Source organism: Afipia sp. GAS231 (assembly GCF_900103365.1).
Lineage (GTDB): Bacteria > Pseudomonadota > Alphaproteobacteria > Rhizobiales > Xanthobacteraceae > Bradyrhizobium.
The window spans coordinates 6,876,937-6,903,553 of sequence record NZ_LT629703.1 but is presented as its reverse complement, the minus strand read 5'-3'; the positions used below and the strand labels follow the sequence as shown (position 1 = coordinate 6,903,553).

The following is a 26,617-nucleotide window of genomic DNA, read 5'->3' as shown; positions in this document are numbered from 1 at the left end:
GTGAGAGCATGGCGCCGCCGCTGATCCAGTTGAAAGATATCCGCCTGACGTTTGGCGGCACGCCGCTGTTGTCCGGCGTCGAATTATCCGTGTCCTCGGGCGAGCGGGTCTGCCTGATCGGTCGCAACGGCTCCGGCAAATCGACGCTGCTGAAGATCGCGGCGGGCCTCGTCGAGCCCGACGGCGGCAGCCGCTTCGTGCAGCCTGGCGCCACCATCCGCTATCTGCCGCAGGAGCCGGATTTCGGCGAGCATAAGACGACACTGGCCTATGTCGAGGCCGGGCTCGGCCCCGGCGACGACCATTACCAGGCGCGCTATCTGGTCGAGCAATTGGGCCTGACCGGCAACGAGGACCCCGCGCATGTCTCCGGCGGCGAGGCCCGCCGCGCCGCGCTGGCGCGGGTGCTGGCACCCTCGCCCGACATTCTGCTGCTGGACGAGCCGACCAACCATCTGGATCTACCGACCATCGAATGGCTGGAAGGCGAACTGGAAAGCCGCCGCTGTGCGCTGGTGATCATCAGCCATGACCGCCGCTTTCTTTCCAACCTGTCGCGCCAGACCGCCTGGCTCGATCGCGGCCAGATCCGCCAGATCGATCGCGGATTTAGCGCGTTCGAGTCCTGGCGCGACGAGGTGCTGGCTGAGGAAGAGCGCGACCAGCACAAGCTCGACCGCAAGATCGTCAACGAGGAACACTGGCTGCGTTACGGCGTCTCCGGCCGCCGCAAGCGCAACGTCAAACGGCTCGGCAACCTGCATGAATTGCGCGACCAGCGCCGCACCTATCGCGGCGCCACCGGCAATGCCAGCCTCGCCGCCGCCGAAGCCGACAAATCCGGCAAGCTGGTGATCGAGGCCAAGAACATCAGCAAGGCCTATGGCGAGCGCAAGATCGTCGATAATTTCTCGATCCGGGTTCAGCGCGGCGACCGCATCGGCATCGTCGGCCCCAACGGCGCCGGCAAGACCACGCTGATCGAGATGCTGACCGGCGGCAGCGAGCCTGACTCAGGTACCATCCGGTTAGGGGCCAATATCGAAATGGCGACGCTGGACCAGCACCGCGAAAGCCTCGATCCCAAATCGACCCTCGCGGAAGCCCTGACCGGCGGCCGTGGCGACCATGTCATGGTCGGCGGCAAGCCCAAGCACGTCGTCAGCTACATGAAGGACTTTCTGTTCGCGCAGGAACAGATGCGGACGCCGCTGGAAGTGCTGTCCGGCGGCGAGCGCGGCCGGGTGATGCTGGCCCGCTCGCTGGCAAAGCCTTCGAACCTCCTGGTGCTGGACGAACCGACCAACGACCTCGATCTCGAAACCCTCGACGTGCTTGAGGAAATGCTCGGAGATTACGAGGGCACGGTGATGCTGATCAGCCATGACCGCGACTTCCTCGACCGCGTGGTGACATCCGTGATCGTGCCCGAGGGCCAAGGGCGCTGGATCGAATATGCCGGCGGCTACACCGACATGCTGGCGCAGCGCCGCGCCGACCTGAAGCGCGAGACCGTGCTCGCGGCATCGGCCGAGGATGCTAAGAAGCCGAAAGGCACCCCGTCATCAGGCACTTCCAGGCGCCGCCTCAACTTCAACGAGAAGCACGCGCTGGAAACGCTACCGAAGACCATCGCCAAGCTGCAGGCCGAAATCGCCAAGCTGCAGCGCTTTCTTGACGATCCAAATCTTTACGCCAAGGATCGCAAGAAGTTCGACGCGACTTCGGCCGCGATCGGCAAGGCCCAGAAAGACATGGAAGAAGCCGAAAACCGCTGGCTGGAACTTGAAGTGCTGCGTGAAGAGATCGAGCAGGCATAGCGCGTGTTCCGCAGTGGGCACCGGTTTTGCGATCAGAACACGCGCAAGAAATAGGACTTCCCGATGACCACATCCCTCGCCGCCAAAATCGCCCGAGAATACGGCACGCCGGCCGCCGTGATCGACATGGACCGGGTCGAGCGCAACATCGCCCGCATCCAGGCGGCCTGCGATGCCGCCGGGGTCGCCAACCGGCCGCATATCAAGACCCACAAGAGCCCACTGCTGGCGCAGATGCAGATTGCGGCCGGCGCCAAAGGCATCACCTGCCAGAAGCTCGGCGAAGCCGAGATCATGGCAGATGCCGGGATCGACGACATCCTGATCAGCTACAACCTGATCGGCGAGGAAAAGATGGCCCGGCTCGGCGCGTTGCAGGGCAAGGCCAACATGACCGTCGCTGCCGATAATTCGACGGTCATCGCAGGTCTGCCCCAGGCAGCTGCGGTCTCAGGCCGACCTTTGTCTGTGGTGGTCGAATGCGACACCGGGCGCAAGCGCGCCGGCGTCGAAACACCCACTGAGGCCATCGCGCTGGCGCGCGAGATCGCGGCGTCCAAGGGATTGGTCTTCGCGGGCTTCATGCTGTACCCGACCGAGACCGGTTGGGCCGACGCACAGAAGTTCTTCGACGAGGCGTTGGCCGGCGTCCGCGCCCACGGCCTCGACGCCACCATCGTCTCGACCGGCGGCACGCCGAACCTGAAAAACGTCGGCAAGCTGAAGGGGGCCACCGAGCACCGGCCCGGCACTTACATCTACAACGACCGCATGCAGGTCGCGGCCGGCGTCGCCGACTGGGATGATTGCGCGCTGAACATCTATTCTACCGTGGTCAGCCGCGCTGGCCCCGACCGCGGCATTCTCGATGCAGGCTCCAAGACGCTGACCTCGGACACCGGCGGCGGCCTCGACGGCCACGGACTCATTCTGGAACATCCCGAGGCCAAGATCGCGCGTTTCGCCGAGGAGCACGGTTTTCTCGACCTCGCCCGCAGCAATACGCGGCCCGTCGTCGGCGACGTCGTGCGGATCGTGCCCAACCACGTCTGCGTCGTCGTCAACATGATGGACGAAGTGCTGATGGTGCGCGGTGACGAGATCGTGGGCGTGCTTCCGGTCGCAGCGCGGGGGAAGTTGCGCTAGGTCTCACAGCCGTCATTGCGAGCGTAGCGAAGCAATCCATTCTTTCTTTTTGCGGCGCGATGGATTGCTTCGCTACGCTCGCAATGACGGGGTTAGGTTTCGTGACTCAACCATTTGAGAGCCCCCCGCCCCGCCGCCGCACCTGTCGCGAACGAGGCCTGCAGCAGATAACCGCCGGTCGGCGCTTCCCAATCGAGCATCTCGCCGGCCACGAACACGCCGGGCAAGCGGCGAAGCATGTAATCGGGATCGAGCTCGTCGAACACGATCCCGCCCGCGGTCGAGATCGCGCGCGCGATCGGGGCTGTGCCGGTGAGTTCGATCGGGACGGCGTTGATCAGCCGCGCAAGATCCGCGGGAGACAGCAACGATAGCGACACGCCGGCAGCCTTCGCCGCTTCCTGCAGCAATCCGATGGCAACCGGCGACAGGCCTGCGGCCTTGCGCAGGAAGTTGGAGAGCGATTGTTTTCCCTTCGGCGCTGAAAGCTTCGCGATCAAGTCGTTCGCCTCAAGATCGGGCCGCAGGGCGATGTGCAGGGTTGCCGCCCCCGAACTGTCGATCGCCTCGCGCAAATCGGCCGACAGCGCATAGATCGCTCCACCTTCGATGCCGGTGCGGGTAACGATGGCCTCGCCGCGCACGGTGTTCAGGCCTGATGTCAGCGCCACACCCTTGAGCGGCTGCCCTTCGAAGCGGTCGCGAAAGATCTCCGACCAGGCGACGGTGAAGCCGGAATTGGCCGGCCGGAGCCGGGATATCTTGAAACCTTTCGCCGCGAGCGTTTCCGCCCACGACCCATCCGATCCCAACCGCGGCCAGCTCGCGCCGCCGAGCGCCAGCACGGTGGCGTCGGCCTCGGCGGTGCGCGGTCCGTCCGGCGTTTGAAAGCGGAGATGGCCGTTTTCGCCCCAGCCGGTCCAGCGGTGACGCAGCGCCAATTTTACGCCCATCGAATCCAGCCGCCGCAGCCATGCGCGCAGCAAGGGCGATGCCTTGAACGCTTTTGGAAACACGCGTCCGCTGGAACCGACGAAGGTCTCCTGCCCCAGCGCTTCGCTCCAGTCGCGCAAGGCATTCGGCGGGAATGCGTCGACCGCAGCCTGAAGATGCGGCGCGGCCTCGCGGTACCGTGCAAGGAATTGCGGCAACGGCTCGCTATGGGTCAGGTTCAGCCCGCCTCGTCCCGCCATCAGGAACTTGCGGCCGACGGATGGCATCGCGTCGTAGACGGTGACGGCGGCACCGCCCCGCGCGAGCACCTCGGCGGCCATCAGGCCGGCGGGGCCTGCGCCAAGGATGGCGATGGTTTTGGGAGGTGGTGACATGGGCACCGGTTTACGTCATTCCGGGGCACGCGTCTTCGCGTGAACCCGGAATCTCGAACTTCCGGGTTCGATGCTTCGCATCGCCCGGAATGACGGCTCCCTTAAAGCTTGATCCCCGCCCTTGCTGCGGCCTGCGCCACATACTTCTGCGTCTGCTCGAACGCGCCCTGCAACGCTTTCGCCTTGGACATGTCGCTGATCTCGGCGAAATGCGCGGCGATCGCATCCGGCGTCCAGTCGGATTGGGCCAGATTGACACCCTCGGTCTCGATGATCTTGATCACCGCGAACGAGCCGGCGCCCGCGCCCATGATGGTGCGGGTCGGCGCGTCTTCGCTGAGCAGAAATTCTACCGCAGGCGTGATCGCCTCCGGGCGCATCAAGGCCAGCGCCTGCGGCGGCAGCAATTCCTCGGTCATGCGGGTTGCCGCCGTCGGCGAGATGGTGTTGACGCGGATGTTGTTCTTGCGACCTTCCTCGGCCAGCACGTTCATCAGACCGACCATGCCGGCCTTGGCCGCGCCGTAGTTGGCCTGGCCGAAATTGCCGAACAGGCCCGATGACGACGTCGTCAGTACGATACGGCCGTAATTGCGCTCGCGCATGCCGTCCCAAACCGCCTTACAACAGTAGAACGTGCCGACGAGATGGACATCGAGCACCTTGGCAAAGTCGGCGACATCCATTTTCGCAAACGACTTGTCGCGCAGGATGCCGGCATTGGCGCACAACATATCGACGCTGCCCCACTCCTTGGTGGCGCGCTCGACCATCGCGGTGACTTGTGCGAACTTCGAGACGTCGGCGCCGTCGGCCATCGCGGTGCCGCCGGCTTTGCGGATCTCCTCGACCACGGCCTCGGCCGGCGACAGCGATCCGCCGGTGCCGTCGCGGGCGCCGCCGAAATCGTTGACGACTACCTTGGCGCCGCGGCTGGCCAGCCCCAGCGCATGCGCCCGTCCCAGACCATTGCCCGCGCCGGTAACGATAGCGACGCGTCCGTCAAACCTGATTGCCATGATTATTTCCCGGATACTTGTCATGCCCGGGCTTGACCCGGGCATCCGTCAAAACAGGGAAGCTTTTGAACAAGGATGGATGGCCGGGTCAAGCCCGGCCATGACGAGCAAAGCTTAGTCGAAATAAATCAACCCGATCCAGTCGGCGACCAAAGCCGGCTTGTCCTCGCCCTCGATCTCGACGGTGACGTTGGTGCGGGACTGCAGTTCCTTCGGCTTGCGCAGTTTTGCCTCTGCCAGCGTAAAGCGACCACGGACGCGCGAGCCGGCGCGCACCGGCGAGAGGAAGCGCAGCTTGTCAAAGCCGTAGTTCACGCCCATCGCGGTGCCTTCGATGACCGGCATCACCTCGTAGGACATGATCGACATCAGCGACATCGTCAGAAAGCCGTGCGCGATGGTGTTGCCGAACGCGGTTTCCCGCTTGGCCCGCTCCGGATCGACATGGATGAACTGATGATCCTCGATCACGTCGGCATAGACGTTGATCCGGTTCTGATCGAGCAAATGCCATGACGACACGCCGATCTCCTTGCCGACCATGGCCTGATAGGCCTCCAGCGAGACCGGCGGCTTCTTCCAGACTTCATTCATTGATTAGTTCTCTCTTCAACTCTCGGACCCGGCCGTCCGCACCTTCTGCAGCTCCGGGAATTCTTCTTCGCGGAACTCCTGTCCGCGCAACGCATCGTCTCTGACATTATCATGTTCCAGCCGGCGCAGCTGCACGCGGCGGATTTTTCCCGAAATCGTCTTCGGCAGTTCCGTCACCAGCTCGATCCGGCGGATGCGCTTGAACGGCGCCAGCCTCGTGTGCAGGTGCTGGAAGATCGATAGCGCCGTTTCCGGCGAACGCGCCACCTCCGCCACCAGCAGCACATAGGCCTTCGGGACCGCGAGCCTGATCGGATCCGGGCTCGGCACGACGGCGGCTTCCGCAACCGCTTCGTGTTCGAGCAGCACGCTTTCCAGTTCGAACGGGCTGATGCGATAGTCGGACGACTTGAACACGTCGTCGGAGCGGCCGACGAAGGTCAGGTAGCCCTCGTCGTCGGCAAACACCACATCGCCGCTGCGGTAGAGATCGCCGTCGGCGCCGCTGAGTTTGCCGTCGTCGCCCTGATAGCCCTGCATCAGGCCCGCCGGGCGGTCGGCGCCGAGCACCAGCGTGACCTCGCCCTCCTTGGTGATGTGGCCGTCATTGTCGGTGATCTGAACGCGGTAGCCTGGCAGCGGCCGGCCCATCGAACCGACCTTGACCTTCTGGCCCGGCGAATTGCCGGCAAGTGCTGTGGTTTCGGTCTGGCCGTAGCCGTCGCGGATCGTCAATCCCCACGCGGCCTTCACCTGATCGATCACTTCCGGATTGAGCGGTTCACCGGCGCCGCAGACTTCGCGCAAGCTCACCTTGAAATCCGCCAGCCGCTCCTGGATGAACAGTCGCCACACCGTCGGCGGCGCGCACAGCGTGGTGACGCCGCAGCGGCCGACGGTCGCGAGCAGCGCCTTGGCGTCGAAGCGCGGCTGGTTGACCACGAACACGGCAGCACCTGCATTCCACGGCGCGAAAAAACAGCTCCAGGCGTGCTTGGCCCAGCCCGGCGATGAAATGTTCAGGTGCACGTCGCCGGGCTGCAAGCCCAGCCAGAACATCGTCGACAGTCCGCCGACGGGATAACTGCGCTGGCTGTGCAGCACCAGCTTTGGTTTCGCCGTCGTGCCCGAGGTGAAATAGAGCAGCATCGGATCGTCGGCGTTGGTCGGCCCATCGGCTGCGAAGGCTTCGGACGCGCTTGAGGCGTCCTCGAACGGCAGCCAACCGTCATGCTTCGACGACGCACCCACCACGATGCGAATGAGTTTGTCGCCACCAAGGCTCGTGAATTTCGCGACCTGGTCCTGCGAGGCCACCACCACCTTGGCCCGGCCGCGATCGAGCCGGTCGCGCAGTTCATCGGGCGTCAGAAGCGTGGTCGCGGGGATCACGACGACGCCGAGCTTGATCGCCGCCAGCATGGTCTCCCACAACGGCACGACATTGCCGAGCAGCAACAGCAGATGATCGCCGCGCTTCAGTCCCTGCGCGCGCAGGAAGTTTGCCACCTGGTTGGAGCGGCGGGACAACGTCGCGAATGACAGCTTGGTCTGCTTGTCGCTGGCTGCATCGACAATCCACAGCGCCGTACGGTCTTTGCTTTCGGCATTGCTGGCCAGTTCGGCATCGAACCAGTCCAGCGCCCAGTTGAACGGAACCGGATCGGGCCAGCGAAACCCCTTCACGGCCGCATCATAGTCGGTACGGTGCTTGAGCAGAAACGCGCGCGCTTCCTGGAAGGTCGTCATCAAGTCTCCGTCGCCTATTATTTCCCGGCCAGACTCCGAACGTGCTGGATAATCCCGGAAAAATCCACCCCGCCATGGCCGGCAGCGTCGAACGCCTTATAGATTTCCTGGGCGTGCTTGCCCAGCGGGGTCGCGGCACCCGCGGCCTTGGCCGCATCCTGCGCCAGGGTCAGGTCTTTCACCATGAGATTGGAGGCGAAGCCGGGTTTATAGCCGTTATTGGCCGGAGACGCCGGCACCGGGCCCGGGACCGGGCAATAGGAGGTCAGCGCCCAGCACTGGCCCGACGAGGTCGAAGCGACGTCGAATAGCGCCTGATGCGACAGGCCGAGCTTTTCAGCGAGCGCAAACGCCTCGCCAACGCCGATCATGGAGATTCCCAAGATCATGTTGTTGCAGATCTTGGCCGCCTGCCCGGCACCGGCGCCGCCGCAATGCACGATCTTCTTGCCCATGTTCTCCAGCACCGGCTTCGCCGCCGCAAAGGCCTTGTCGTCGCCGCCGCACATGAAGGTCAGCGTCGCGCCCTTGGCGCCGCCGGTTCCGCCCGAAACCGGCGCGTCGACCGAGAGCATGCCGTGCTTGGCCGCCAGCACATGCGCCTGCTTGGCGCTTTCGACGTCGATGGTCGAGCAATCGATGATCAGCGTGCCCTTGCTCATCGCCGGGATCACCTCGCCCCAGACCGACAGCACATGCTTGCCGGCCGGCAACATCGTGACGACGACATCGGCGCCCTTGACTGAACCGACCGCGCTTTCGCCGATCGCAGCGCCATCGGTCTTGGCCTGATCCCGCGAGGCGGCGACCAGATCGAACGCCGTCACCTTGTGGCCGGCCTTGACCAGGTTGGCCGCCATCGGCCCGCCCATGTTGCCGAGGCCAATGAATGCGATATGTGCCATCTCGAATCCTCCGCTAGGAACGTTTTTGATTTGATCAGCTGAATTTCAACTCGTCGGCGCCGATGTCGGCGAAATACGGTGCCACCATCTCAGGCGTGACGTCTTCGATGCGCGGCGGCGACCAGGTCGGATTGCGGTCCTTGTCGATCACGGCGGCGCGCACGCCCTCGCGGAAATCGTCGCTGGCAAACACTTCCAGCGCGGCGCGATATTCGCGCACCAGGCATTCCTCGAGCGTGCGCGCGGTGCGCGCCAGCCGCAGCAGCTTTAGCGTCACCACCATGCCGCGCGGCGATTTCTCGTTCAGCGTCTTCAGCGTTGCCTGCGCCAGTTCCGAGCCATCGCTGTGAAGCGCTGTGACGATGTCCTGCATCCGGTCATGCGCGAACCAGCCGTCGATCTTTGCCTGCATCGCTGCCACAGGACCCGCGGTGGCGCCGGTCGCAAAGCCATCGATCAAGGCGGTGACTTCTGCTGCCGTGACCCCGGCACGAACCTTGGTCAGCGCGTCGCGTAACTCGGGCAGTTTGGCCGCCGGCACCACCGCATCGGCAAAGCGGGCATGGATCGCATCGGGACCGTTCATGGTCTGGCCGGTCAATCCGAAATAAGTGCCAATCTCTCCGGGCGAACGCGACAGCAAGAAGGTGCCGCCGACATCTGGAAAGAAGCCGAGACCGACTTCGGGCATTGCGAGCTTGGTCTTTTCGGTCACGATACGATGGCTCGAGTGAGCGGACAGACCGACGCCGCCGCCCATCACGATGCCGTCCATGAACGACACGTAGGGTTTGGCGAATTTCTTGATGCGGGCGTTGAGGATGTATTCCTCGCGCCACAGGATCTTGCCGAGATCACCCTTGACCTTCGAGCTCTCCCAGAGCGCGCGGATGTCGCCGCCAGCGCACAGCCCGCGTTCGCCGGCGCCTTCCAGCAGGATCACGCTCACCGCGGGATCGACCTCGAATGCATCGAGCGCCTTGTCGATGTCGCGAAACATCTCCAGTGTCACGGCATTGATCGCCTTGGGCCGGTTGAGGCGGATGACACCGCAGGCGCCTTCGCGCCGCGCGATCAGATCGCCCTCGGTATCCGCAACGGTGGCGGTCGCCGTCATCGTGCGCCCTCGATCAACTTTCGCGAAACGATCAGCCGCATGATTTCGTTGGTTCCTTCCAGGATCTGGTGCACGCGCAGGTCCCGCACGATTTTTTCGATGCCGTATTCGCTGAGATAGCCGTAACCGCCGTGAAGCTGCAGCGCCTGGTTGGCGACCTCAAAGCCGACGTCGGTGCCAAAGCGTTTGGCCATGGCGCACAGCATGGTCGCGTCCGCATCCTTGCGGTCGAGCGCGGCCGCCGCGCGCCACACAAAGGTTCGCGCCGCTTCGAGCTCGGTTGCCATGTCGGCGAGACGGAACTGCAGCGCCTGGAATTCGTCGAGCCGCTTGCCGAACGCCTTGCGCTCCTTCATGTAAGCCAGCGATTTTTCCAGCGCGCATTGCGCGCCGCCGAGCGAGCATGCCGCGATGTTGATGCGGCCGCCGTCGAGGCCGGCCATCGCGATCTTGAAACCGATACCCTCGTCGCCGAGGCGATTTTCAACGGGCACGCGGGCGTTCTCGAAAATCACGGCGCGGGTCGGCTGCGCGTTCCAGCCCATCTTGCGCTCGTTGGCGCCGAACGAAACGCCGGGCGTGTCGGCGGGGACTACCAGCGCCGAGATGCCGCCGGGGCCGTCGGCGCCGGTCCGCACCATCACGACATAGAGATCGCCCCCGCCGGCGCCGGAGATGAACTGCTTCTGGCCGTTGAGCACATAATGATCGCCGTCGCGCACCGCGCGGCTGCGCAGCGCCGCCGCGTCAGATCCCGAGCCCGGCTCGGTCAGGCAATAGCTCGCCAGATACTCCATGGTGCAGAGCTTTGGCAGCCACTTCTGGCGCTGGGCGCCGTTGCCGAAGCCGTCGATCATCCACGACGCCATGTTGTGGATCGAGATGAACGCCGACACCGTCGGGCAGCCCCGCGCCAGCGCCTCGAAGATCAGCGCGGCGTCGAACCGCGTCATCGCCGAGCCGCCGACGTCGTCCTTGATGTAAATGCCGCCCATGCCGAGCTTGGCGGCCTCCCGCATCACATCGACGGGAAAGTGCTTCTCCTCGTCCCAGCGCAGCGCATGCGGCGCGATTTTTTCCGCGGCGAATTCCCGCGCCATATCGCGAACCGCAACCTGGTCCTCGTTGAGAGCGAACTGCATGTCGGCGCCCGGCTATGACGCGCTAGTTCATCGTCGGTATCGAGAACTCTGCGCCTTCCTTTACACCCGACGGCCAGCGCGAGGTGATGGTCTTGGTCTTGGTGTAGAAGCGGATCGAATCCGGGCCGTGCTGGTTGAGATCGCCAAAGCCGGACTTCTTCCAGCCGCCAAAGGTGTAGTACGCGATCGGCACCGGGATCGGCACGTTGATGCCGACCATGCCGACATTGACCTTGGCGGCGAAATCGCGCGCGGCATCGCCGTCGCGGGTGAAGATCGCAACACCGTTGCCGTAGTCGTGGTCCGACGGCAGTGCCAGCGCTTCCTTGTAGTCGTGGGCGCGCACCACCGAGAGCACCGGCCCAAAGATCTCTTCCTTGTAGATGCGCATGTCCTTGGTGACGTTGTCGAACAGGCAGCCGCCCATGTAGAAGCCGTTCTCATAGCCCTGCATTTTGAAGCCGCGGCCGTCGACCGCGAGCGTGGCGCCTTCCTTGATGCCGATGTCGACGTAATTCCTGACGCGGTTGAGCGCCTCTTTTGTCACCAGCGGGCCGTAATCGGCCGACGGGTCGATCGAGGTGCCGATCTTCAAGGACTCGACGCGCGGAATCAGCTTTTCCATCAGCCGGTCGGCGGTGGTCTTGCCGACGGGCACTGCGACCGATATCGCCATGCAGCGCTCGCCGGCCGAGCCGTAGCCAGCGCCGATCAGTGCGTCGACGGTCTGGTCCATGTCGGCATCCGGCATAATGACGGCGTGGTTCTTGGCGCCGCCAAAACACTGCGCGCGCTTGCCGGTCGCCGCGGCGCGCTCGTAGATATATTGCGCGATCGGCGAGGAGCCGACGAAACCGACCGCCTTGATATCGGGATCGTCGAGGATGGCGTCGACTGCTTCCTTGTCGCCGTTGACGACGTTGAGGATGCCGGGCGGCAGGCCGGCCTCGATCATCAAAGCGGCCAGCATCATCGGCACGCCAGGATCACGCTCCGAGGGCTTCAGGATAAACGCGTTGCCGCAGGCAATCGCAGGCGCGAACTTCCACATCGGGATCATCGCCGGGAAATTGAACGGGGTGATGCCGGCGACGACGCCGAGCGGTTGCCGCATCGAATAGATGTCGATGCCGGGGCCGGCGCCTTCGGTGTATTCGCCCTTCATCAGATGCGGGATGCCGCAGGCGAATTCGACCACCTCCAGGCCGCGCTGGATGTCGCCCTTGGCGTCGGGCACGGTCTTGCCGTGCTCCCGCGCCAGCACGTCGGCGAGCTTGTCGTAGTCGCGCTGCGCCAGTTCGAGGAACTTCATCATGACGCGGGCGCGGCGCTGCGGATTGGTATTGGCCCACTCGACCTGCGCGTCCCTGGCGTTCTCCACGGCGGCACGAAGCTCGGCCTTGGACGCCAGCGCCACCTTGGCCTGAACGTCGCCGGTCATCGGCTCGAAAACGTCGGCGGTGCGGCCCGACGTGCCCTTGACCTCTTTGCCGCCGATGAAATGCCCGATGGAACGCATGCGTATTCTCCCTAAATCCGGCTCGGATTGCTTTGGAGCCCTTTTTGACCCGCATTTCTTAGGATACAAGTCCGATAAATTGCACCATAGATGTGCGGAAATGCTGGATCAAGGCGGCAAGACCCAAGGCGGCGATACCCTCGACTGGGACGACTTCCGTTTCGTGCTCGCCATCGTGCGCGGCGGATCGGTCTCGGCTGCCGCAAAACAGCTCGGGGTCGATCATGCCACAGTGATCCGGCGTGTCGACCGGCTGGAACGGCATCTCTCGGCAAAACTGTTTGATCGGCGCAAGACCGGCTATCTCCTGACCGAAGCGGGCCAGCGCGTCGCCGACAGCGCGGAGGCGATGGAATCCACGATTGTCGCCAACCAGGAGGCGGTCGGCGGCTCGCGTGCGCATCTGACCGGTACGGTCCGGATCGGCGCGCCCGACGGTTTTGGCAGCCACTTCCTGGCCTCGCGGCTGCTGAAATTCACCGAACGGTATCCCGATCTCGATCTTCAACTGGTCGCGACCGCACGGCTGTTCAGCCTCTCGAAGCGCGAGGCCGATATTGCGATCAGCCTGACCATGCCGAAGGAAGGCCGGATCGTCGGGCGCAAGCTGCTCGATTACAGCCTCGGGCTCTATGCCGCGCCCGCCTATCTCGATCGCGCGCCCGCGATCACAGGCCGTAGCGACCTGCCCGGGCACCGCTTCGTCGGCTATATCGAGGAGCTGCTGTTCACGCCGGAACTGGATTACCTGCCGCAGGTCTCGCCGAAGATTTCCGCCAAGTTCCGCAGCGCCAACCTGATCGCACAGCTCAACGCCACCATCGCCGGCTTCGGCATCGCGGTGCTGCCGCACTTCATGGCGACGGCGCATCCCGAATTGCGGCCGGTGCTGCCGGACGAAGTGACGATCTCGCGGACGTTCTGGCTGTTGATGCACGCCGACAGCAAGGATCTGGCGCGAATAAGGGCGGTCGCGGATTACATCTATGAGACGGTGGAAGGCGAGCGGGCGTTGTTCAGCGGGCGGTGAATGGGCCCTCCCGTCATTGCGAGCGAAGCGAAGCAATCCAGTCTTCCTATGCGGCAAGATGGATTGCTTCGTCGCTTTGCTCCTCGCAATGACGGAAGATAGAGCTTGCCCTCAATTCACCTTCGCGCGGGCCTTCTTCGCGACCGGCTTCACCGCCGGCCGCTCCAGCACCGCTTCCCGCCCCGACGTCAAGATCTCGTCGGAGAATTCCCCGGTCCCGGCAATGCGCGACATCACCAGCGTGCCCATCATGGTGGCGAGCGTCGCCATCGCCTGCTTGCGCGCGGTCTTGCGCGGCACGTCGAGGATCTGATCGGCCATCATGTCGATCATCTGTTCCAGCTTGCCGGCAAAGGCCTTGCGCGTCTTGAGGCTTTCGCGGGCGATCTCGGCGCCCAAGGTCGGCACCGCGCAGCCGTGGCCGGGGTCGTCGCGGTGAACGGTCGTCAGATAGCTCTCGACGATGGTGGCGAGACGTTTTTCCGGCGGCGTCTGCTCGGCGACCTTGCGCCAGCGCTCGTTGGCGCGGTCCATCGCATAGGCAAAGGCCTCGATCACCAGCGCCTCGCGCGAGTCGAAATGCGCGTAGAAGCCGCCATGGGTCAGGCCGGCCTCCTTCATCAGGTCGGCGACGCCGATGCCATGCGCGCCCTTTTCGCGAAGCCGCACCGAGGCCTTCTTCACGATCCGGGTGTGGGTCTCCTGCTTGTGCTCTTTCGAATAGCGCATCGGCCGTCCTATTGGATGTTTCCAGTCATATAATAGCAGTTGTGCGCCGAAAAAGCTGCATCTATTTCGCCGCCGCCTCGCCGATCATGGAAAAGGTCGCGGTTGCATGCACCGCAAGATTCCCGGAATCGTCGTGGACAAAGCCCTCGGTGTAGCTGGTCTGGCGGCCGAGTTTTATCAGTTTGCCTTCGGCCATGATGATGCCCGACCGCACCGACAGCGGCCGCAGATAGGTCAGCTTGAGGTCGAGCGTGACCGCGCCCTGTCCGGCCGGCAGCATGGTCGAGATCGCACAACCCATGGCGGTATCCAGCAGCGCCGCTGCAGTCGCGCCGTGCAGCAGCCCGATGGTATTTTCCAGGCTCTCATGCGGCTGAAGTTCCATCACGATCCGGCCCGGTTCGGCGATGCGAAGCCGGAAGTCGATCAGCCGGGCCATCGGCGGCTCCGGCAGCAGGCCGTCGCGGATCGCGCGCATCGCCTGCAGACCCGACATCCCGGCCGCGGCTTTTGCTGCCGGTCCCGGCGCCTGCCAGTCGACCACGCGCTCCCGGCGCTTGTCGGATGAGAACAGGTCGACGGCTTCGGTAACGGTCATGACAGCTCCTTTTAAATGACGGTCAGAATATTACACATGCGTTGGCCGCCTCGCAACCGGCAGCTCACCCACCCTTGACAAGCCGGCGCAATGTCCGGGAAGTGGGGTCAACCGTCCCCAACAAGCCCTGAGAAAATCAGATGGAAATGCTCAATCCCCATTGCAGCGTCGACCGCGACGCCAGAGGCGTCGTTCGCCTGACGATCTGCAATGCCGGCTCGCTCAACATTCTCTCCTCCGCGGTCATCAATGGCGTGCGCGAAGGGTTCGAGAAGCTCGCCGCGGATCCCGACATCCGTGCCGTGATCCTGGCCGGCCAGAGCGAAAAGAGCATGATCGGCGGCGCCGACATCAAGGAAATGGCAAAACTCGACCAGAAGTCCGCGGAGGCCTTCATCACCCGGCTGCGCGACCTCTGCGAAGCGGTACGGCAATTTCCGGCGCCCGTGATCGCGCGACTGCCCGGCTGGTGCCTCGGCGGCGGGCTGGAAGTCGCCGCCGCCTGCGATTTCCGGATCGCGGCGCACGACGCCATGTTCGGCATGCCGGAGGTCCGCGTCGGTATCCCCTCGGTGATCCACGCCGCGCTCTTGCCGCGCCTGATCGGCTGGGGTCGCGCCCGCTGGCTGGTGATGACGGCCGAGAATATCGACGCGCCGACGGCGCTCGCCTGGGGCCTCATCGACAAGGTCGCGCCGCAAGGCGGCCTCGATGCCGCGGTCGAGCACACGGTCAAGGCGCTGCTCGAATGCGGTCCGCAAGCGCTGCGCTCGCAGAAAGCGCTGCTGCGGCAATGGGAAGAGCTGCCGCTGACGGAATCCGTCAATCTGAGCGTCGGCGTGTTCGGGCAATCCTTCCTGACCGGCGAGCCGCAGCGGCTGATGCAGGGATTTTTGGACCGCAAGCGGTAATTCACCGCCTGCTCGAGGTCGGATCAATTCAGCTCATCCGAACGCGAACTTTTCTCATGGAGTGATTCTCTCTTTTTGATGGGATGGTCCCGTTGCAATTTTTGCAGCGCATTATATGATGATCATAATCCAACTCTCATGCCCATCCGGGAGATTCACCATGACCGCCACTTCCGATCCCGTCGTCATCGTCTCCGCCGCCCGCACGCCCCTCGGCCGCTTCATGGGCGCTCTTTCGCCGCTTGCCGCCCACAAGCTCGGCTCCCACGTCATCGGCGCCGCATTGGAGCGGGCCAAACTGGCGCCGGAGCGGATCGACGAGGTGTTCATGGGCAACGTGCTGCCGGCCGGACAGGGTCAGGCGCCGGCCCGCCAGGCGGCGCGCGGCGCCAAATTGCCGGATGCCACCGGCGCCACCACGATCAACAAGGTCTGCGGCTCCGGCATGAAGGCGACGATGCTGGCCCACGACATCATCAACGCGGGCTCCGCCAATATCGTGCTGTCCGGCGGCATGGAGAGCATGTCGAACGCGCCGTATCTCTTGGCGAAGGCCCGCTCCGGCTATCGCGCCGGTCATGACCGCATCATCGACCACATGATGATGGACGGACTGGAAGACGCCTATGAAACCGGCCGCTCGATGGGCGATTTCGGCGAGGCCACCGCGGAGGCCTACCAGTTCACCCGTGCGGACCAGGACGCCTATGCGATGGAAACGCTGACCCGGGCGCGCCAGGCGGTCGAAGGCGGCGCGTTCCGGGCCGAGATCGCGCCGATCACGCTGACCGAGAAAGCCGGGCCGCGCATTATCGCCAATGACGAGCATCCGCTGAAGGTCGATCCCGCCAAAATTCCCGGATTGAAGGCGGCGTTCCGCGCCAACGGCACGATTACGCCGGCCGCCTCCTCCGCCAACGCCGACGGCGCTGCGGCGCTGATCCTAGCCAAGCGCTCGCTGGTCGATCGCGAGGGCCTGCCGGCCCTGGCCGAGATCAAGGGCCACGCCACCCACAGCCAGGAACCGCAGTGGTTCACGACCGCGCCGATCCCGGCGATTCGCAAGCTCTTGGACAAGGTCGGCTGGAACGTCGGCGACGTCGATCTGTTCGAGATCAACGAGGCCTTTGCCGTGGTGGCGATGGCGGCGCAGAAGGACCTCGGAATTCCCCGGGACAAGCTTAACGTCCATGGTGGCGCCTGCGCACTCGGCCACCCCATCGGCGCTACCGGCGCGCGTCTGATCGTGACGCTGCTGCATGCGCTGGAAGCAAAGAACCTGAAGCGCGGCGTCGCCGCGCTCTGCATCGGCGGCGGCGAGGCCACGGCGATCGCCGTGGAGCGAATCGTGCACTGACTTCAAAATGTCCTGAAATGAGGGAAGTACGGCATTTCAGCCGTACTTCCCTTGCGCCATAATGTGCCGGTCAGGCCAAATCAGCAAGAATTCCCAAGAAAATCCCAAGCAACTCTCGAAGATGCAATCCCGGAAAGCTGCCAAGAAACCGCCAAGACAACTTCCGGATAGAACTTCCTGCGAACCCCACTGAGGCTCAATGATCTCGAACTGGCTGTCAGCCGCCCTCGCCCGCCGCAATATCCACTACGGTTGGGCGATGGTCGCCGTGACCTTCCTCACCGCCCTGATCACCGCGGGCACCGTCGGTGCGCCCGGCGTGTTCATCGTGCCGCTGCAGAAGGAATTCGGCTGGACCTCCGCGGAGATTTCCTCCGCGCTGTCGATCCGCTTCATCCTGTTCGGACTGATGGCCCCGTTCGCCGCCGCTTTGCTGAACCGCTACGGCCTGCGCAACGTCACGCTGTCGGCTTTGCTGGTCGTGGTATCCGGCCTCGTCGCGTCACTGGCGATGACAAAAGTCTGGCACCTGATGCTGCTGTGGGGCGTCGTGATCGGCATCGGTACCGGCATGACCGCTTTGGTGCTGGGCGCCACCATCGCCGCGCGCTGGTTCGTGGCGCGGCGTGGCCTTGTGGTCGGCATTCTCACCGCCAGCGTCGCGACCGGGCAACTGGCGTTCCTGCCGCTACTGGCGACACTGACCGATCATTATGGCTGGCGAATTGCGCTGGGACTGGTCTGCGTGATGCTCGGCGTGGCGGCCTTCGCCGTGCTCATGATCATGCGCGACCGGCCGAGCGATCTCGGTCTGCGGCCGTTCGGCGATGAAGGCACAGAGCCGCTGCCGGCGCCGCCGCCGAATAACGCGCCGATCGTGGCAGCTGCTCTCGGCACGCTGCGCGATGCTTCGAAGTCGAGCGTGTTCTGGGTGCTGTTTGCGACCTTCTTCATCTGCGGCGCCAGCACCAACGGCCTGATCCAGGTGCACCTGATTCCGATGTGCCTCGACTACGGCATTCCGCAGGTGCAGGCGGCAAGCCTGCTCGCCGCGATGGGCATCTTCGATTTCTTCGGCACCATCATCTCCGGCTGGCTGTCGGACCGCTATGACAACCGCTATCTGTTGTCCTGGTACTACGGCCTGCGCGGACTGTCGCTGCTGTTCCTCCCCTTCACCGACTTCTCGTTCTATGGGCTGTCGGTATTCGCCATGTTCTACGGGCTCGACTGGATCGCCACGGTGCCGCCGACGGTGCGGCTCACGGCGCAGCGGTTCGGACCCGAACGCGCCAACATGGTGTTCGGCTGGATTTTTGCCGGCCATCAGTTGGGCGCGGGCACCGCAGCCTTCGGCGCCGGGCTGTCGCGAACACTGCTTGCGAGCTACGTGCCGGCGTTCTTTGTTGCCGGCGCGCTCTGCATCGTCGCATCTCTGCTCGTGATTACGGTCTCCCGGCCGGCACCAAAACCGGCTGTCGCGCCCGCCTAGGGCGCGACCCAGGCGGATAGATCGGCTCGTCGCCCGAAAGCGCTGGTGTTATCCTCCCCGCATGGCAAGGCAGATCATCCTTCGGCAGGCAGAGGCAGAACATTACGATTTTGCTTTGCGCCTCTACCTGCTGACGATGCAGCCCTATGTGCAGGAACTCGTCACGTGGGACGAGCAAGAACAGAGGGCAACCTTCGCGGCACAATGGAAGCTCGACGAAGTATCAATCATTTCAGTTGAAGGGAACGATGTCGGCTGGCTCCAGGTCGCTGAATTGCCGGCCGAGATACGACTGCAGAAGTTTTACGTTTCGCCTCAATATCAGGGATCAGGCATCGGATCAGAGGTGCTCGGCAACCTGCTTGTCGCCTGGAGATCGACGGACAAGAAGATCGTGCTCAGAGTCCTCAAGAACAATCCTGCGCGCCGACTCTATGAGCGCCTTGGTTTTGCTGCGATCGCTGACAACGGCATCACATTCAGAATGAGGGGCTGACAGCGAGAACGAGCCGGCGTGAGGCACGGTCCCGCCGCCGTCATTGCGAGCGGAGCGAAGTAATCCATGCCGCGGCTTGCGGAGAGATGGATTGCTTCGTCGCTGCGCTCCTCGCAATGACGGGTGCGTGCGTGTGCTTACGGCCGTATCGACATATTCGTCGCCGGCCCCGGCGTGCGCACCGGCTCCGCCAGCCGCGCGAATTCGCACAGCAGCGAACGGGTCTTGCGGGGATCGATCACTTCCTCGACCCAGAACTTTTCGGCCGAGCGGAAAGGCGAGCGCAGCTTGCTGAGGCGGTCCTCGATCTCTTTCAGCTTTGCTGCCGGATCGTCCGAGCCGTCGATGTCGGCGCGGTAGGCAGCCTCGATGCCGCCTTCCAGCGGCAGCGACCCCCAATAGGCCGACGGCCACGCATAGCGCATCGAGTAGCGGTTCGCCGGCTGGTGCACGACACCAGCAACACCAAAAGCATTGCGCACGATAATCGTGCACCAGGGCACGGTGCTCTGGTTGACGGCGGCCATCGCGCGCACGCCGTGGCGGATGGTCGCCGACTTCTCGGCTTCAAGCCCGATCATGAAACCCGGGCAATCCATCAGATAGACCACCGGCAGATGGAAGGTCTCGGCGAAGTCGACCCAGCGTATCACCTTGTCGCAGGCGTCCGCCGTCCACGAGCCGCCATAATGGAAGGGATCGCTGGCGAGCAACATCACTGCGCGGCCTTCCAGGCGCGCCAGCCCGGTGATCATCGGGCGGCCGAAATTGGCATTCACTTCGAAGAACGAACCCTTGTCGACGACGGCGTCGATGATCGGGCGCATCTTGTAGACCTGGCGGCGGTTGCGCGGCACCGCCTTCATCAACGATTCCTCCGCACGTTCCGGATCGTCGTTGCAGGGCGTGGTCGGCGGCAGGTCGAACACCGAGGACGGCAGGTAGGACAGGAAGCGTCGCGCGCGCGCGAACGCCTCCTCTTCGGTGTCGACGGCATCGTCGACGCCGCCGGCGCGGGTCTGGATGTCGGCGCCGCCGAGTTCCTGCTTGGTCAGATCCTGACCGAGCCGCTTCACCACCGGCGGGCCGGCAACGAACATCGCCGAGCTTCTGGTCATGATCGAATAATGACTTGCCGCCAGCCGCGCGGCGCCCAGGCCCGCGACCGAACCGAGGCCAAGACCGACCACCGGCACCCGCGCCATGTTCCCTGTCGTGAACCAGTATGCCCGCGTGCCGCCGACGCCGCCCGGCAGATTGGCTGCCCCCCGGGTTTCGATGGTCTTGACCGAACCGCCGCCGCCGGAGCCTTCGATCACGCGGATGATCGGCAGGCGGAAATCATGCGCCATCTCCTCGGCCATCAGCGGCTTGGTCGAAATCGAGGCATCGGCCGAGCCGCCGCGCACGGTGAAATCGTCGCCGACCACCACCACGGTGCGGTCGTCGATCTTGCCGCGGCCGAACACGCAGTTCGCCGGCGTCAGGTGCTTGAGTTCGTTGTTTTCGTCGTATTCGCCGATGCCGGAGACCGCACCGACCTCGTGAAAGCTTTTTTGATCGACCAGTTTGTCGATGCGTTCGCGAACGGTGAGCCGGCCCTGGTCATGCTGACGCTTGACCTTGTCAACGCCTCCCATCTCGCGCGCGAACGCTTCGCGCCGGGCGAGGTCGTCGAGTTCCGGCTTCCAGTTCATTCGTCTCCTCCGTTCGGATGATTTTATTGTTATTGATTTTGTTCGGGGTCGAGACCGCAAGTGGCTTGCGTTCCAGCCGGCTAGAGAAGATATCGCCGTCAGCGCCTTCAAGCAGGCCGCCGATCGCAGCCGCCAGTTCGCGCATCGGCGGCGCCACTTCGCGGTGCAGCCGCTTCTCGTCGAACATCACGGACAGCAATCCGATCGTCGCCACCACATAGGTCTGATATTGCGGCGACCACACCGGGACCGCGAGCCCGTTGATGTGCGGGCTCCACAGCCCGCAGGCCACGACATAGCCGTGTTCGCGCAGATGACGGCGGTTGCCCTCGATGCGCGGCTTCAACAGCTTGGCGCTTTCCGGGATCTCGCGCTCCATTTCCGCGATCAAGGCATCGCCCACGTCGACATCGAGCGCCGCGGTATAGGCATGGCCCGCCGCCGTGCTCGCCATCGCTATGCGGCTGCCGGTGGTCTCGTGCAGGCCGAGCGCGTTCGCCGCGCGCGCGAATTCGAGATAGACCAAGTGAAAGCGATCAGGGATGACGAAGCCGACGGTGCCCGGCAGTTGCTCGGCGACATCCTGCAGCCGCAGCCGGATCAGGTTGCGAAGCTGCAACCCCTTCATCATCGACGTGCTCATCGCCACCGCACTCGGGCCGATGCGGTATTTCTGATCGCGTGGCAGATAGACCAGTTGTCCCATCCGCGTCAGCGTGTGCGTCAGCCGCGACACCGTCGACCGCGGCAGCCCGCAGCGATTGGAAATTTCGAGATTGCCGAGCCGGGCTTCATGACCCTCGAAGCAGCGCAGGACATCGAAGGCCCGCGACACCACCTGAATCACATCGCCATCGCCTGCCAGATCGCTGGCGAGCATTCCCTGTTTGCTGAGCCGTTCCGAGCGTCTTCCCATGCGTTGGCCTCATTCCGTCATGCGGAATAAAATTCCACTTGCAGATCAAGCTACCTCAGGCAATCTGCCGCCACAAACAAAAAGCCGTTGGCGATGAAAATTTGTCCGTCAGACGGTCCCGGGAGATTGGAATGCCAGATATCAAGATCGTCACCGAAGTGGCCGGCCGCGTCTGCGCGCTTGCGGTCGAGAACGGCGCCAGCGTCGATGACGGCGACGAGATTGCCTTCGTCGAAGCGATGAAGATGGAAATCCCGGTCACCTCGACGACCGCGGGGAAAATCAAGGCAATTCTGGTCAAACTCGACGACGTCATCGCCGAAGGACAGGTCGTCGCGATCGTCGACGCCTAGAACTTCACCACCCACCTTCTGACGCGCGACAATCTGTCCGGTAGCGGATCGGCCGCATTTGCGGCTTTGAAACGGTGCGGACGTTGTCATCGCCATGGCGCGATGACATGATCCCGGCCATCAAAAGTTTCGTCTGACGAAACATTGGGCGTTCGGCTGATGAACTTCGTGTCCGCCGCCAGACGCTGGTCGCGAGCCAGTTGCGCGTTCCCTGATTGCGTTGCAAAACGGTGGCGATGAAAGTATCGCCCACCGGCGCCCCGGCCTGGACCAGCTCGAAACCGCCTTTGCTGCGGTTCCTGAACGCGTGCCACACGGACTTCCTGCAGGAGACCGGCGGCACCGTCGCCGACTACATCCCTGAACTCGGCAAGGCCGACCCTGCCCATTTTGGCATCAGCCTCGCTACCCTCGACGGTCACGTCTACGAGGTCGGCGACACCCAGATTCCCTTCACGATCCAGTCCATGTCAAAGCCGTTCGTGTTCGCGCTGGCGTTGGACACGCTGGGTGCCGCAAGGGTGGAAAGCGCCATCGGCGTCGAGCCGTCGGGTGACCCCTTCAATTCGATCCGCCTCAACGCCGAGAACCACCCCTTCAACGCCATGGTCAATGCCGGCGCCATCGCCTGCACCGGGCTGATCCACGAGGCCAAGGGTGACGGCGCGTTCGAATATATCCGGCAGGCACTGGGACGCTTTGCCGGACGTGACCTCGACGTCGATGACGCCGTCTACGCCTCCGAGAGCGCCACCGGAGACCGCAACCGGGCGATCGGCTATCTCCTGCGCACCAACGCCGTGATCAAGGACAACGTCACCTCGGTGCTGGAAGCCTATTTCCGGCAATGCGCGGTGCTGGTCACCGCGCGTGACATCGCCGTGATGGCGGCGACGCTGGCCAACCGCGGCGTCAATCCGGTGACCGGCGAACAGGTGATGACGCCCTATGCGATTTCGCGGACGCTATCGGTGATGACGTCGTCGGGCATGTACGACTATGCCGGCGAATGGATCTACCGCGTCGGCATTCCCGCCAAGAGCGGCGTCGGCGGCGGCATTTTGGCGGCATTACCGGCCCGGCTCGGGCTCGGCAGCTATTCGCCGAAACTCGACAAGCACGGCAACAGCGTGCGCGGCATCAAGGTCTGCGAGGCGCTGTCGTCGCATTACACGCTGCACATGCTCAACCGCAGCGACGACGCCCGCAACAGCATCATTGCCGACTACAACATGGGCAAGAGCCCGTCGCGGCGCAGCCGCCGTCCGCACGAGCAGAACATCCTCGCCGCGCATCATCAGGACGTGCTGGTCTATGAACTGGTCGGCGCGCTGTCGCTGTCCAGCGTCGACTATGTCTCGCGCGCGCTGGCGGACAAGCCGCGTCCGCAATTCGTGATTTTCGACCTGCGCCGTGTCGCCTCCGTCACCCCCGCCGGCGCGCGGCTGTTCGCCGAGGAATTCCGTGAACTCGCGGCCTATCATGTCACCGTAATCCTGTCCGGCATCAAGCGCGCCTCACCGGAATGGAAGATGATCGCGGAATGGACCGAGGGTCTTAGCAACATCCGCAACTACTTCCTGCTCGACGCCGCGATCGAATGGGCGGAAGACCAGGTGGTCTACCGCCACGGCGGCGCGATCGATTTCCTCGAAGCCACCGAACTGTCGGAGCAGTTGCTGCTGGACGGACTGACCGACGAGGAACTGACTGACCTCTCCTCACTCGCGTCGATCAGACACTATCAAGCCTCCGAGAAAATCATCGCGACCGGCGATGAGGCCAACTCGCTGTTCTTTCTCCGAAGCGGCGTGGTGCATGTCACCCTGCCCGACGGCATCCGGCTGGCGACGCTGACGGCCGGAATGCCGTTCGGCGAGATGGCGCTTCTGGAGCCGCGCCGGTCCGCCGACGTGGTTGCCGACATGACGGCAACCGCCTACGAAATCCCGCTGCGCGATTTCGAACGTTTCCGAAAACAGCACCCGCGCGCCGGCGAGCGGATCATGCGCAATCTCGCACAACTGCTGGCCGACCGCCTGATCCTCGCCAACGCCAAGGTGAACCTGCTGACGTCGAGCTAAAGCGTGGGGCCAGACACAAAATCGCGAAAACAACCCCATGCAAAGTAGAATGCGGCGCAAAAAAAGGCCCGGCGTCGCCGCCAACCTGATCTCATCCCGCCTTAGCGCGTGCCCCGCCCGTTCTTCTCGGCGGCGCGGCGCAGCGCCTCGGCGAGCGCGCCGCCGGGCTGTTCCTGCGGCTTGCGCGGCGCCTGCGACGTCATCGACGCCTTGGAAAACTCGCGCTGCCGGTCTGCCGCCGCAGGCTTGGCGCCCTTGGCGCCGATCTCGTCATCCAGCCGCAGCGTCAGTGCGATGCGCTTGCGGGCGACCTCGATCTCCAAAACCTTGACCTTGACGATGTCGCCCGGCTTCACCACCTCGCGCGGATCCTTGATGAAGGTTTTTGACATCGCCGAGACGTGCACCAGCCCGTCCTGATGCACCCCGATATCCACGAAGGCGCCGAACGCCGCGACGTTGGTAACCGTGCCTTCGAGGATCATGCCGCGCTTGAGATCCTTGATCTCCTCGACGCCTTCCTTGAACACCGCGGCTTTGAAGGCCGGGCGCGGGTCACGGCCGGGCTTTTCCAGTTCGCGCAGGATGTCGGTCACGGTCGGCAGGCCGAAGGTGTCGTCGACGAAGGTCTGCGGCTTCAACTGGCGCACGATCTCGGCATTGCCGATCAGCGCCTTGATGTCGCTCTTGGTCGCCTCGAGAATCCGTCGCACCACCGGATAGGCTTCCGGGTGCACGCCGGAGGTATCGAGCGGGTCCTCGCCATCGTTGATGCGCAGGAAGCCCGCGCACTGCTCGAACGCCTTCGGCCCGAGCCGCGGCACTTCCTTCAGCGCCTTGCGTGATTTGAACGGCCCGTTGGCGTCGCGGTGCTGCACGATGCTCTGCGCCAGCCCGAGACCGATGCCCGACACCCGCGCCAGCAGCGGCGCGGACGCCGTATTGGCGTCGACGCCGACCGCGTTGACGCAGTCCTCGACCACGGCATCCAGCGAGCGCGCCAGCTTGGTCTCGCCGAGGTCGTGCTGATATTGCCCGACGCCGATCGCCTTCGGATCGATCTTGACCAGTTCGGCCAGCGGATCCTGCAGACGCCGCGCGATCGACACCGCGCCGCGCAGGGTGACGTCGAGTTCGGGCAATTCCTCCGACGCGAAGGCCGAGGCTGAATAAACCGACGCGCCGGCTTCCGACACCACGATCTTCGACATTTTCAGGTCGGGCAGCAGCTTGACCAATTCTGTCGCCAGCTTGTCGGTCTCGCGCGACGCCGTGCCGTTGCCGATCGCGATCAGGTCGACCTTGTGGGCGACCGCGAGCTTGCCCAGCGTCGCCAGCGCTTCGTCCCACCTCTTTTGTGGTTCATGCGGATAGATCGCCGTGGTCGCCACCACCTTGCCGGTCGCATCGACCACCGCGACCTTGACGCCGGAGCGATAGCCGGGATCGAGCCCCATGGTGACGCGGGCGCCGGCGGGAGCCGCCAGCAGCAGGTCGCGCAGGTTGGAGGCAAACACGCGAACGCCTTCGGTCTCCGCTGATGTCCATAGCCGCATCCGCAGGTCGATGTTGAGATGCACCTGGATCTTGGTGCGCCACGCCCAGCGCGCGGTGTCGATCAGCCAGCGGTCGCCTGGACGGCCCTGATCGGTAATGGCAAAGCGCTGCATGATCTTGAGCTCATACGAGCTCGGCGGACTGGCGCCGGTCGACGGCGGCTGCGCATCCGGCATAATCTGCAGTTCGAGGACTTCTTCCTTCTCGCCGCGGAACATCGCGAGGATACGGTGCGACGGCAATTTGCTCAGCGACTGCGAGAATTCGAAATAGTCCTTGAACTTCTCGCCCTCGGTTTTCTTGCCCTTGCGCACCGTCGCGGCCATCAGTCCGTCCGACCACATCTGCTCGCGCAAGCGCCCGATCAAATCGGCGTCTTCTGCAAAGCGCTCCACCAGGATGGCGCGCGCGCCTTCGAGCGCTGCAGCGACATCCGCCACCTGCTTTTCGGCGTCGACGAACCCGGCGGCCACCACTTGCGGATCGTTCTGCGGCTGGGTCAGCAGCAGTTCGGACAACGGTTCGAGGCCGGCCTCCCTGGCGATCTCGGCCTTGGTGCGGCGCTTCGGCTTGAACGGCAGATAGATGTCTTCCAAACGCCCCTTGCTGTCGGCGGCCATGATCGCGGCTTCCAACGCGGCGTCGAGCTTGCCTTGTTCGCGCACCGAATTGAGGATCGCAACGCGGCGCTCTTCGAGTTCGCGCAAATAGGTCAGCCGCTCTTCCAGCGTGCGCAGTTGCGCGTCATCGAGACCGCCGGTGATTTCCTTGCGATAGCGCGCCACGAACGGAACGGTGGCGCCGCCGTCGAGCAGTTCCACCGTCGCGTTGATCTGCTGCTCGCGGACGCCGAGTTCTTCTGCGATCTGTCGATTGATATTTGCCACGCAAACTCTTTCCTGAACCGTTGCGGCCGGTGAATCGCCTGCCGCCGGACGCCGCTTATGGACCATCGCCGATTATTTCATCAAGCCGTCACGCCAAACAAATTGATCTGTGGATGGACATCGGTGGCAATTTGGCAGGCAATAACAACGCCCTGCCATGACATAACGAGA

Annotated in this window: 23 protein-coding genes; 10 read left to right on the top strand and 13 right to left on the bottom strand. The window is 64.0% G+C overall.

Translation table 11 applies throughout. The features are described 5' to 3' along the window. Positions 1–8: 8 nt before the first annotated feature. Entirely contained in the window at positions 9–1,820 is a 1,812-nt protein-coding gene (locus BLS26_RS32285; RefSeq protein ID WP_092516504.1) for an ABC-F family ATP-binding cassette domain-containing protein, read from the top strand. 63 nt (positions 1,821–1,883) lie between these two features. Then, positions 1,884–2,966, top strand: a complete 1,083-nt coding sequence (locus BLS26_RS32280; RefSeq protein WP_092516503.1) for a D-TA family PLP-dependent enzyme — start codon at positions 1,884–1,886, stop codon at positions 2,964–2,966. Between the two features lie 92 nt (positions 2,967–3,058). Here BLS26_RS32280 and BLS26_RS32275 read toward each other — a convergent pair whose 3' ends face one another. The 8 genes from BLS26_RS32275 to BLS26_RS32240 all read right to left on the bottom strand — a co-directional run bounded on the left by BLS26_RS32275 (position 3,059) and on the right by BLS26_RS32240 (position 12,339). Continuing rightward, the gene (locus tag BLS26_RS32275; protein WP_092516502.1) at positions 3,059–4,294 is read right to left on the bottom strand and encodes a TIGR03862 family flavoprotein; all 1,236 of its coding nucleotides are present in this window, start codon (positions 4,292–4,294) and stop codon (positions 3,059–3,061) included. 101 nt (positions 4,295–4,395) lie between these two features. Next, the gene (locus BLS26_RS32270; protein WP_092516501.1) at positions 4,396–5,313 is read right to left on the bottom strand and encodes an SDR family NAD(P)-dependent oxidoreductase; all 918 of its coding nucleotides are present in this window, start codon (positions 5,311–5,313) and stop codon (positions 4,396–4,398) included. Positions 5,314–5,427: 114 nt separating this feature from the next. Next, a complete protein-coding gene (locus BLS26_RS32265; RefSeq protein WP_092516500.1) occupies positions 5,428–5,907 on the bottom strand; it encodes a MaoC family dehydratase in 480 nt (159 codons plus the stop codon). 15 nt (positions 5,908–5,922) lie between these two features. Beyond that, positions 5,923–7,656: an AMP-binding protein gene (locus BLS26_RS32260; RefSeq protein ID WP_092516499.1), complete on the bottom strand. Its 1,734-nt coding sequence runs from the start codon at positions 7,654–7,656 to the stop codon at positions 5,923–5,925. Positions 7,657–7,673: 17 nt separating this feature from the next. After that, positions 7,674–8,561, bottom strand: a complete 888-nt coding sequence (gene mmsB / locus BLS26_RS32255; RefSeq protein WP_092516498.1) for a 3-hydroxyisobutyrate dehydrogenase — start codon at positions 8,559–8,561, stop codon at positions 7,674–7,676. A gap of 34 nt (positions 8,562–8,595) precedes the next feature. After that, the gene (locus tag BLS26_RS32250) at positions 8,596–9,678 is read right to left on the bottom strand and encodes an enoyl-CoA hydratase/isomerase family protein (RefSeq protein WP_092516497.1); all 1,083 of its coding nucleotides are present in this window, start codon (positions 9,676–9,678) and stop codon (positions 8,596–8,598) included. Further along, entirely contained in the window at positions 9,675–10,820 is a 1,146-nt protein-coding gene (locus BLS26_RS32245) for an isobutyryl-CoA dehydrogenase (protein WP_092516496.1), read from the bottom strand. The genes BLS26_RS32250 and BLS26_RS32245 overlap by 4 nt, the downstream gene beginning before the upstream one ends. Before the next feature lie 22 nt (positions 10,821–10,842). Further along, positions 10,843–12,339, bottom strand: a complete 1,497-nt coding sequence (locus BLS26_RS32240; RefSeq protein WP_092516495.1) for a CoA-acylating methylmalonate-semialdehyde dehydrogenase — start codon at positions 12,337–12,339, stop codon at positions 10,843–10,845. Between the two features lie 100 nt (positions 12,340–12,439). Between BLS26_RS32240 and BLS26_RS32235 the strand changes: the two genes are divergently transcribed. Further along, positions 12,440–13,369, top strand: a complete 930-nt coding sequence (locus BLS26_RS32235) for a LysR family transcriptional regulator (protein WP_092516494.1) — start codon at positions 12,440–12,442, stop codon at positions 13,367–13,369. A 111-nt stretch (positions 13,370–13,480) separates the two neighbouring features. On the opposite strand, the gene BLS26_RS32230 is transcribed toward BLS26_RS32235, so the two are convergent. Then, the gene (locus BLS26_RS32230) at positions 13,481–14,098 is read right to left on the bottom strand and encodes a TetR/AcrR family transcriptional regulator (RefSeq protein ID WP_092516493.1); all 618 of its coding nucleotides are present in this window, start codon (positions 14,096–14,098) and stop codon (positions 13,481–13,483) included. A 61-nt stretch (positions 14,099–14,159) separates the two neighbouring features. Continuing rightward, positions 14,160–14,696, bottom strand: coding sequence for a PaaI family thioesterase (locus tag BLS26_RS32225; RefSeq protein WP_092516492.1), 537 nt, complete (start codon positions 14,694–14,696; stop codon positions 14,160–14,162). A 140-nt stretch (positions 14,697–14,836) separates the two neighbouring features. Between BLS26_RS32225 and BLS26_RS32220 the strand changes: the two genes are divergently transcribed. The 4 genes from BLS26_RS32220 (at position 14,837) to BLS26_RS32205 (ending at position 18,952) form a co-directional block, all read left to right on the top strand. Beyond that, on the top strand, positions 14,837–15,607 hold the full coding sequence (locus BLS26_RS32220) for an enoyl-CoA hydratase (RefSeq protein ID WP_092516491.1): 771 nt from the start codon (positions 14,837–14,839) through the stop codon (positions 15,605–15,607). Positions 15,608–15,767: 160 nt separating this feature from the next. Beyond that, positions 15,768–16,964: an acetyl-CoA C-acyltransferase gene (locus BLS26_RS32215; RefSeq protein WP_092516490.1), complete on the top strand. Its 1,197-nt coding sequence runs from the start codon at positions 15,768–15,770 to the stop codon at positions 16,962–16,964. Positions 16,965–17,163: 199 nt separating this feature from the next. Further along, the gene (locus tag BLS26_RS32210; RefSeq protein WP_092516489.1) at positions 17,164–18,456 is read left to right on the top strand and encodes an MFS transporter; all 1,293 of its coding nucleotides are present in this window, start codon (positions 17,164–17,166) and stop codon (positions 18,454–18,456) included. A 61-nt stretch (positions 18,457–18,517) separates the two neighbouring features. Further along, entirely contained in the window at positions 18,518–18,952 is a 435-nt protein-coding gene (locus BLS26_RS32205) for a GNAT family N-acetyltransferase (protein ID WP_092516488.1), read from the top strand. 137 nt (positions 18,953–19,089) lie between these two features. On the opposite strand, the gene BLS26_RS32200 is transcribed toward BLS26_RS32205, so the two are convergent. Next, positions 19,090–20,649 (bottom strand): acyl-CoA carboxylase subunit beta, encoded by a 1,560-nt coding sequence (locus BLS26_RS32200; protein WP_092516487.1) that lies wholly within the window; start codon positions 20,647–20,649, stop codon positions 19,090–19,092. After that, positions 20,579–21,565: an IclR family transcriptional regulator gene (locus BLS26_RS32195; RefSeq protein ID WP_092516486.1), complete on the bottom strand. Its 987-nt coding sequence runs from the start codon at positions 21,563–21,565 to the stop codon at positions 20,579–20,581. The genes BLS26_RS32200 and BLS26_RS32195 overlap by 71 nt, the downstream gene beginning before the upstream one ends. A 131-nt stretch (positions 21,566–21,696) precedes the next feature. Here BLS26_RS32195 and BLS26_RS32190 point away from each other — a divergent pair, with 131 nt between their 5' ends. Together BLS26_RS32190 and glsA are read left to right on the top strand one after the other, a co-directional pair. After that, entirely contained in the window at positions 21,697–21,918 is a 222-nt protein-coding gene (locus BLS26_RS32190; RefSeq protein WP_092516485.1) for an acetyl-CoA carboxylase biotin carboxyl carrier protein subunit, read from the top strand. Positions 21,919–22,154: 236 nt separating this feature from the next. Then, on the top strand, positions 22,155–24,002 hold the full coding sequence (gene glsA, locus BLS26_RS32185) for a glutaminase A (RefSeq protein ID WP_092516484.1): 1,848 nt from the start codon (positions 22,155–22,157) through the stop codon (positions 24,000–24,002). A gap of 101 nt (positions 24,003–24,103) precedes the next feature. On the opposite strand, the gene BLS26_RS32180 is transcribed toward glsA, so the two are convergent. Further along, on the bottom strand, positions 24,104–26,446 hold the full coding sequence (locus tag BLS26_RS32180) for a Tex family protein (protein WP_244541766.1): 2,343 nt from the start codon (positions 26,444–26,446) through the stop codon (positions 24,104–24,106). Between BLS26_RS32180 and BLS26_RS36410 the strand changes: the two genes are divergently transcribed. Further along, a complete protein-coding gene (locus BLS26_RS36410) occupies positions 26,440–26,607 on the top strand; it encodes a hypothetical protein (RefSeq protein WP_172804511.1) in 168 nt (55 codons plus the stop codon). The genes BLS26_RS32180 and BLS26_RS36410 overlap by 7 nt on opposite strands. The last annotated feature ends 10 nt before the right edge of the window (positions 26,608–26,617 follow it).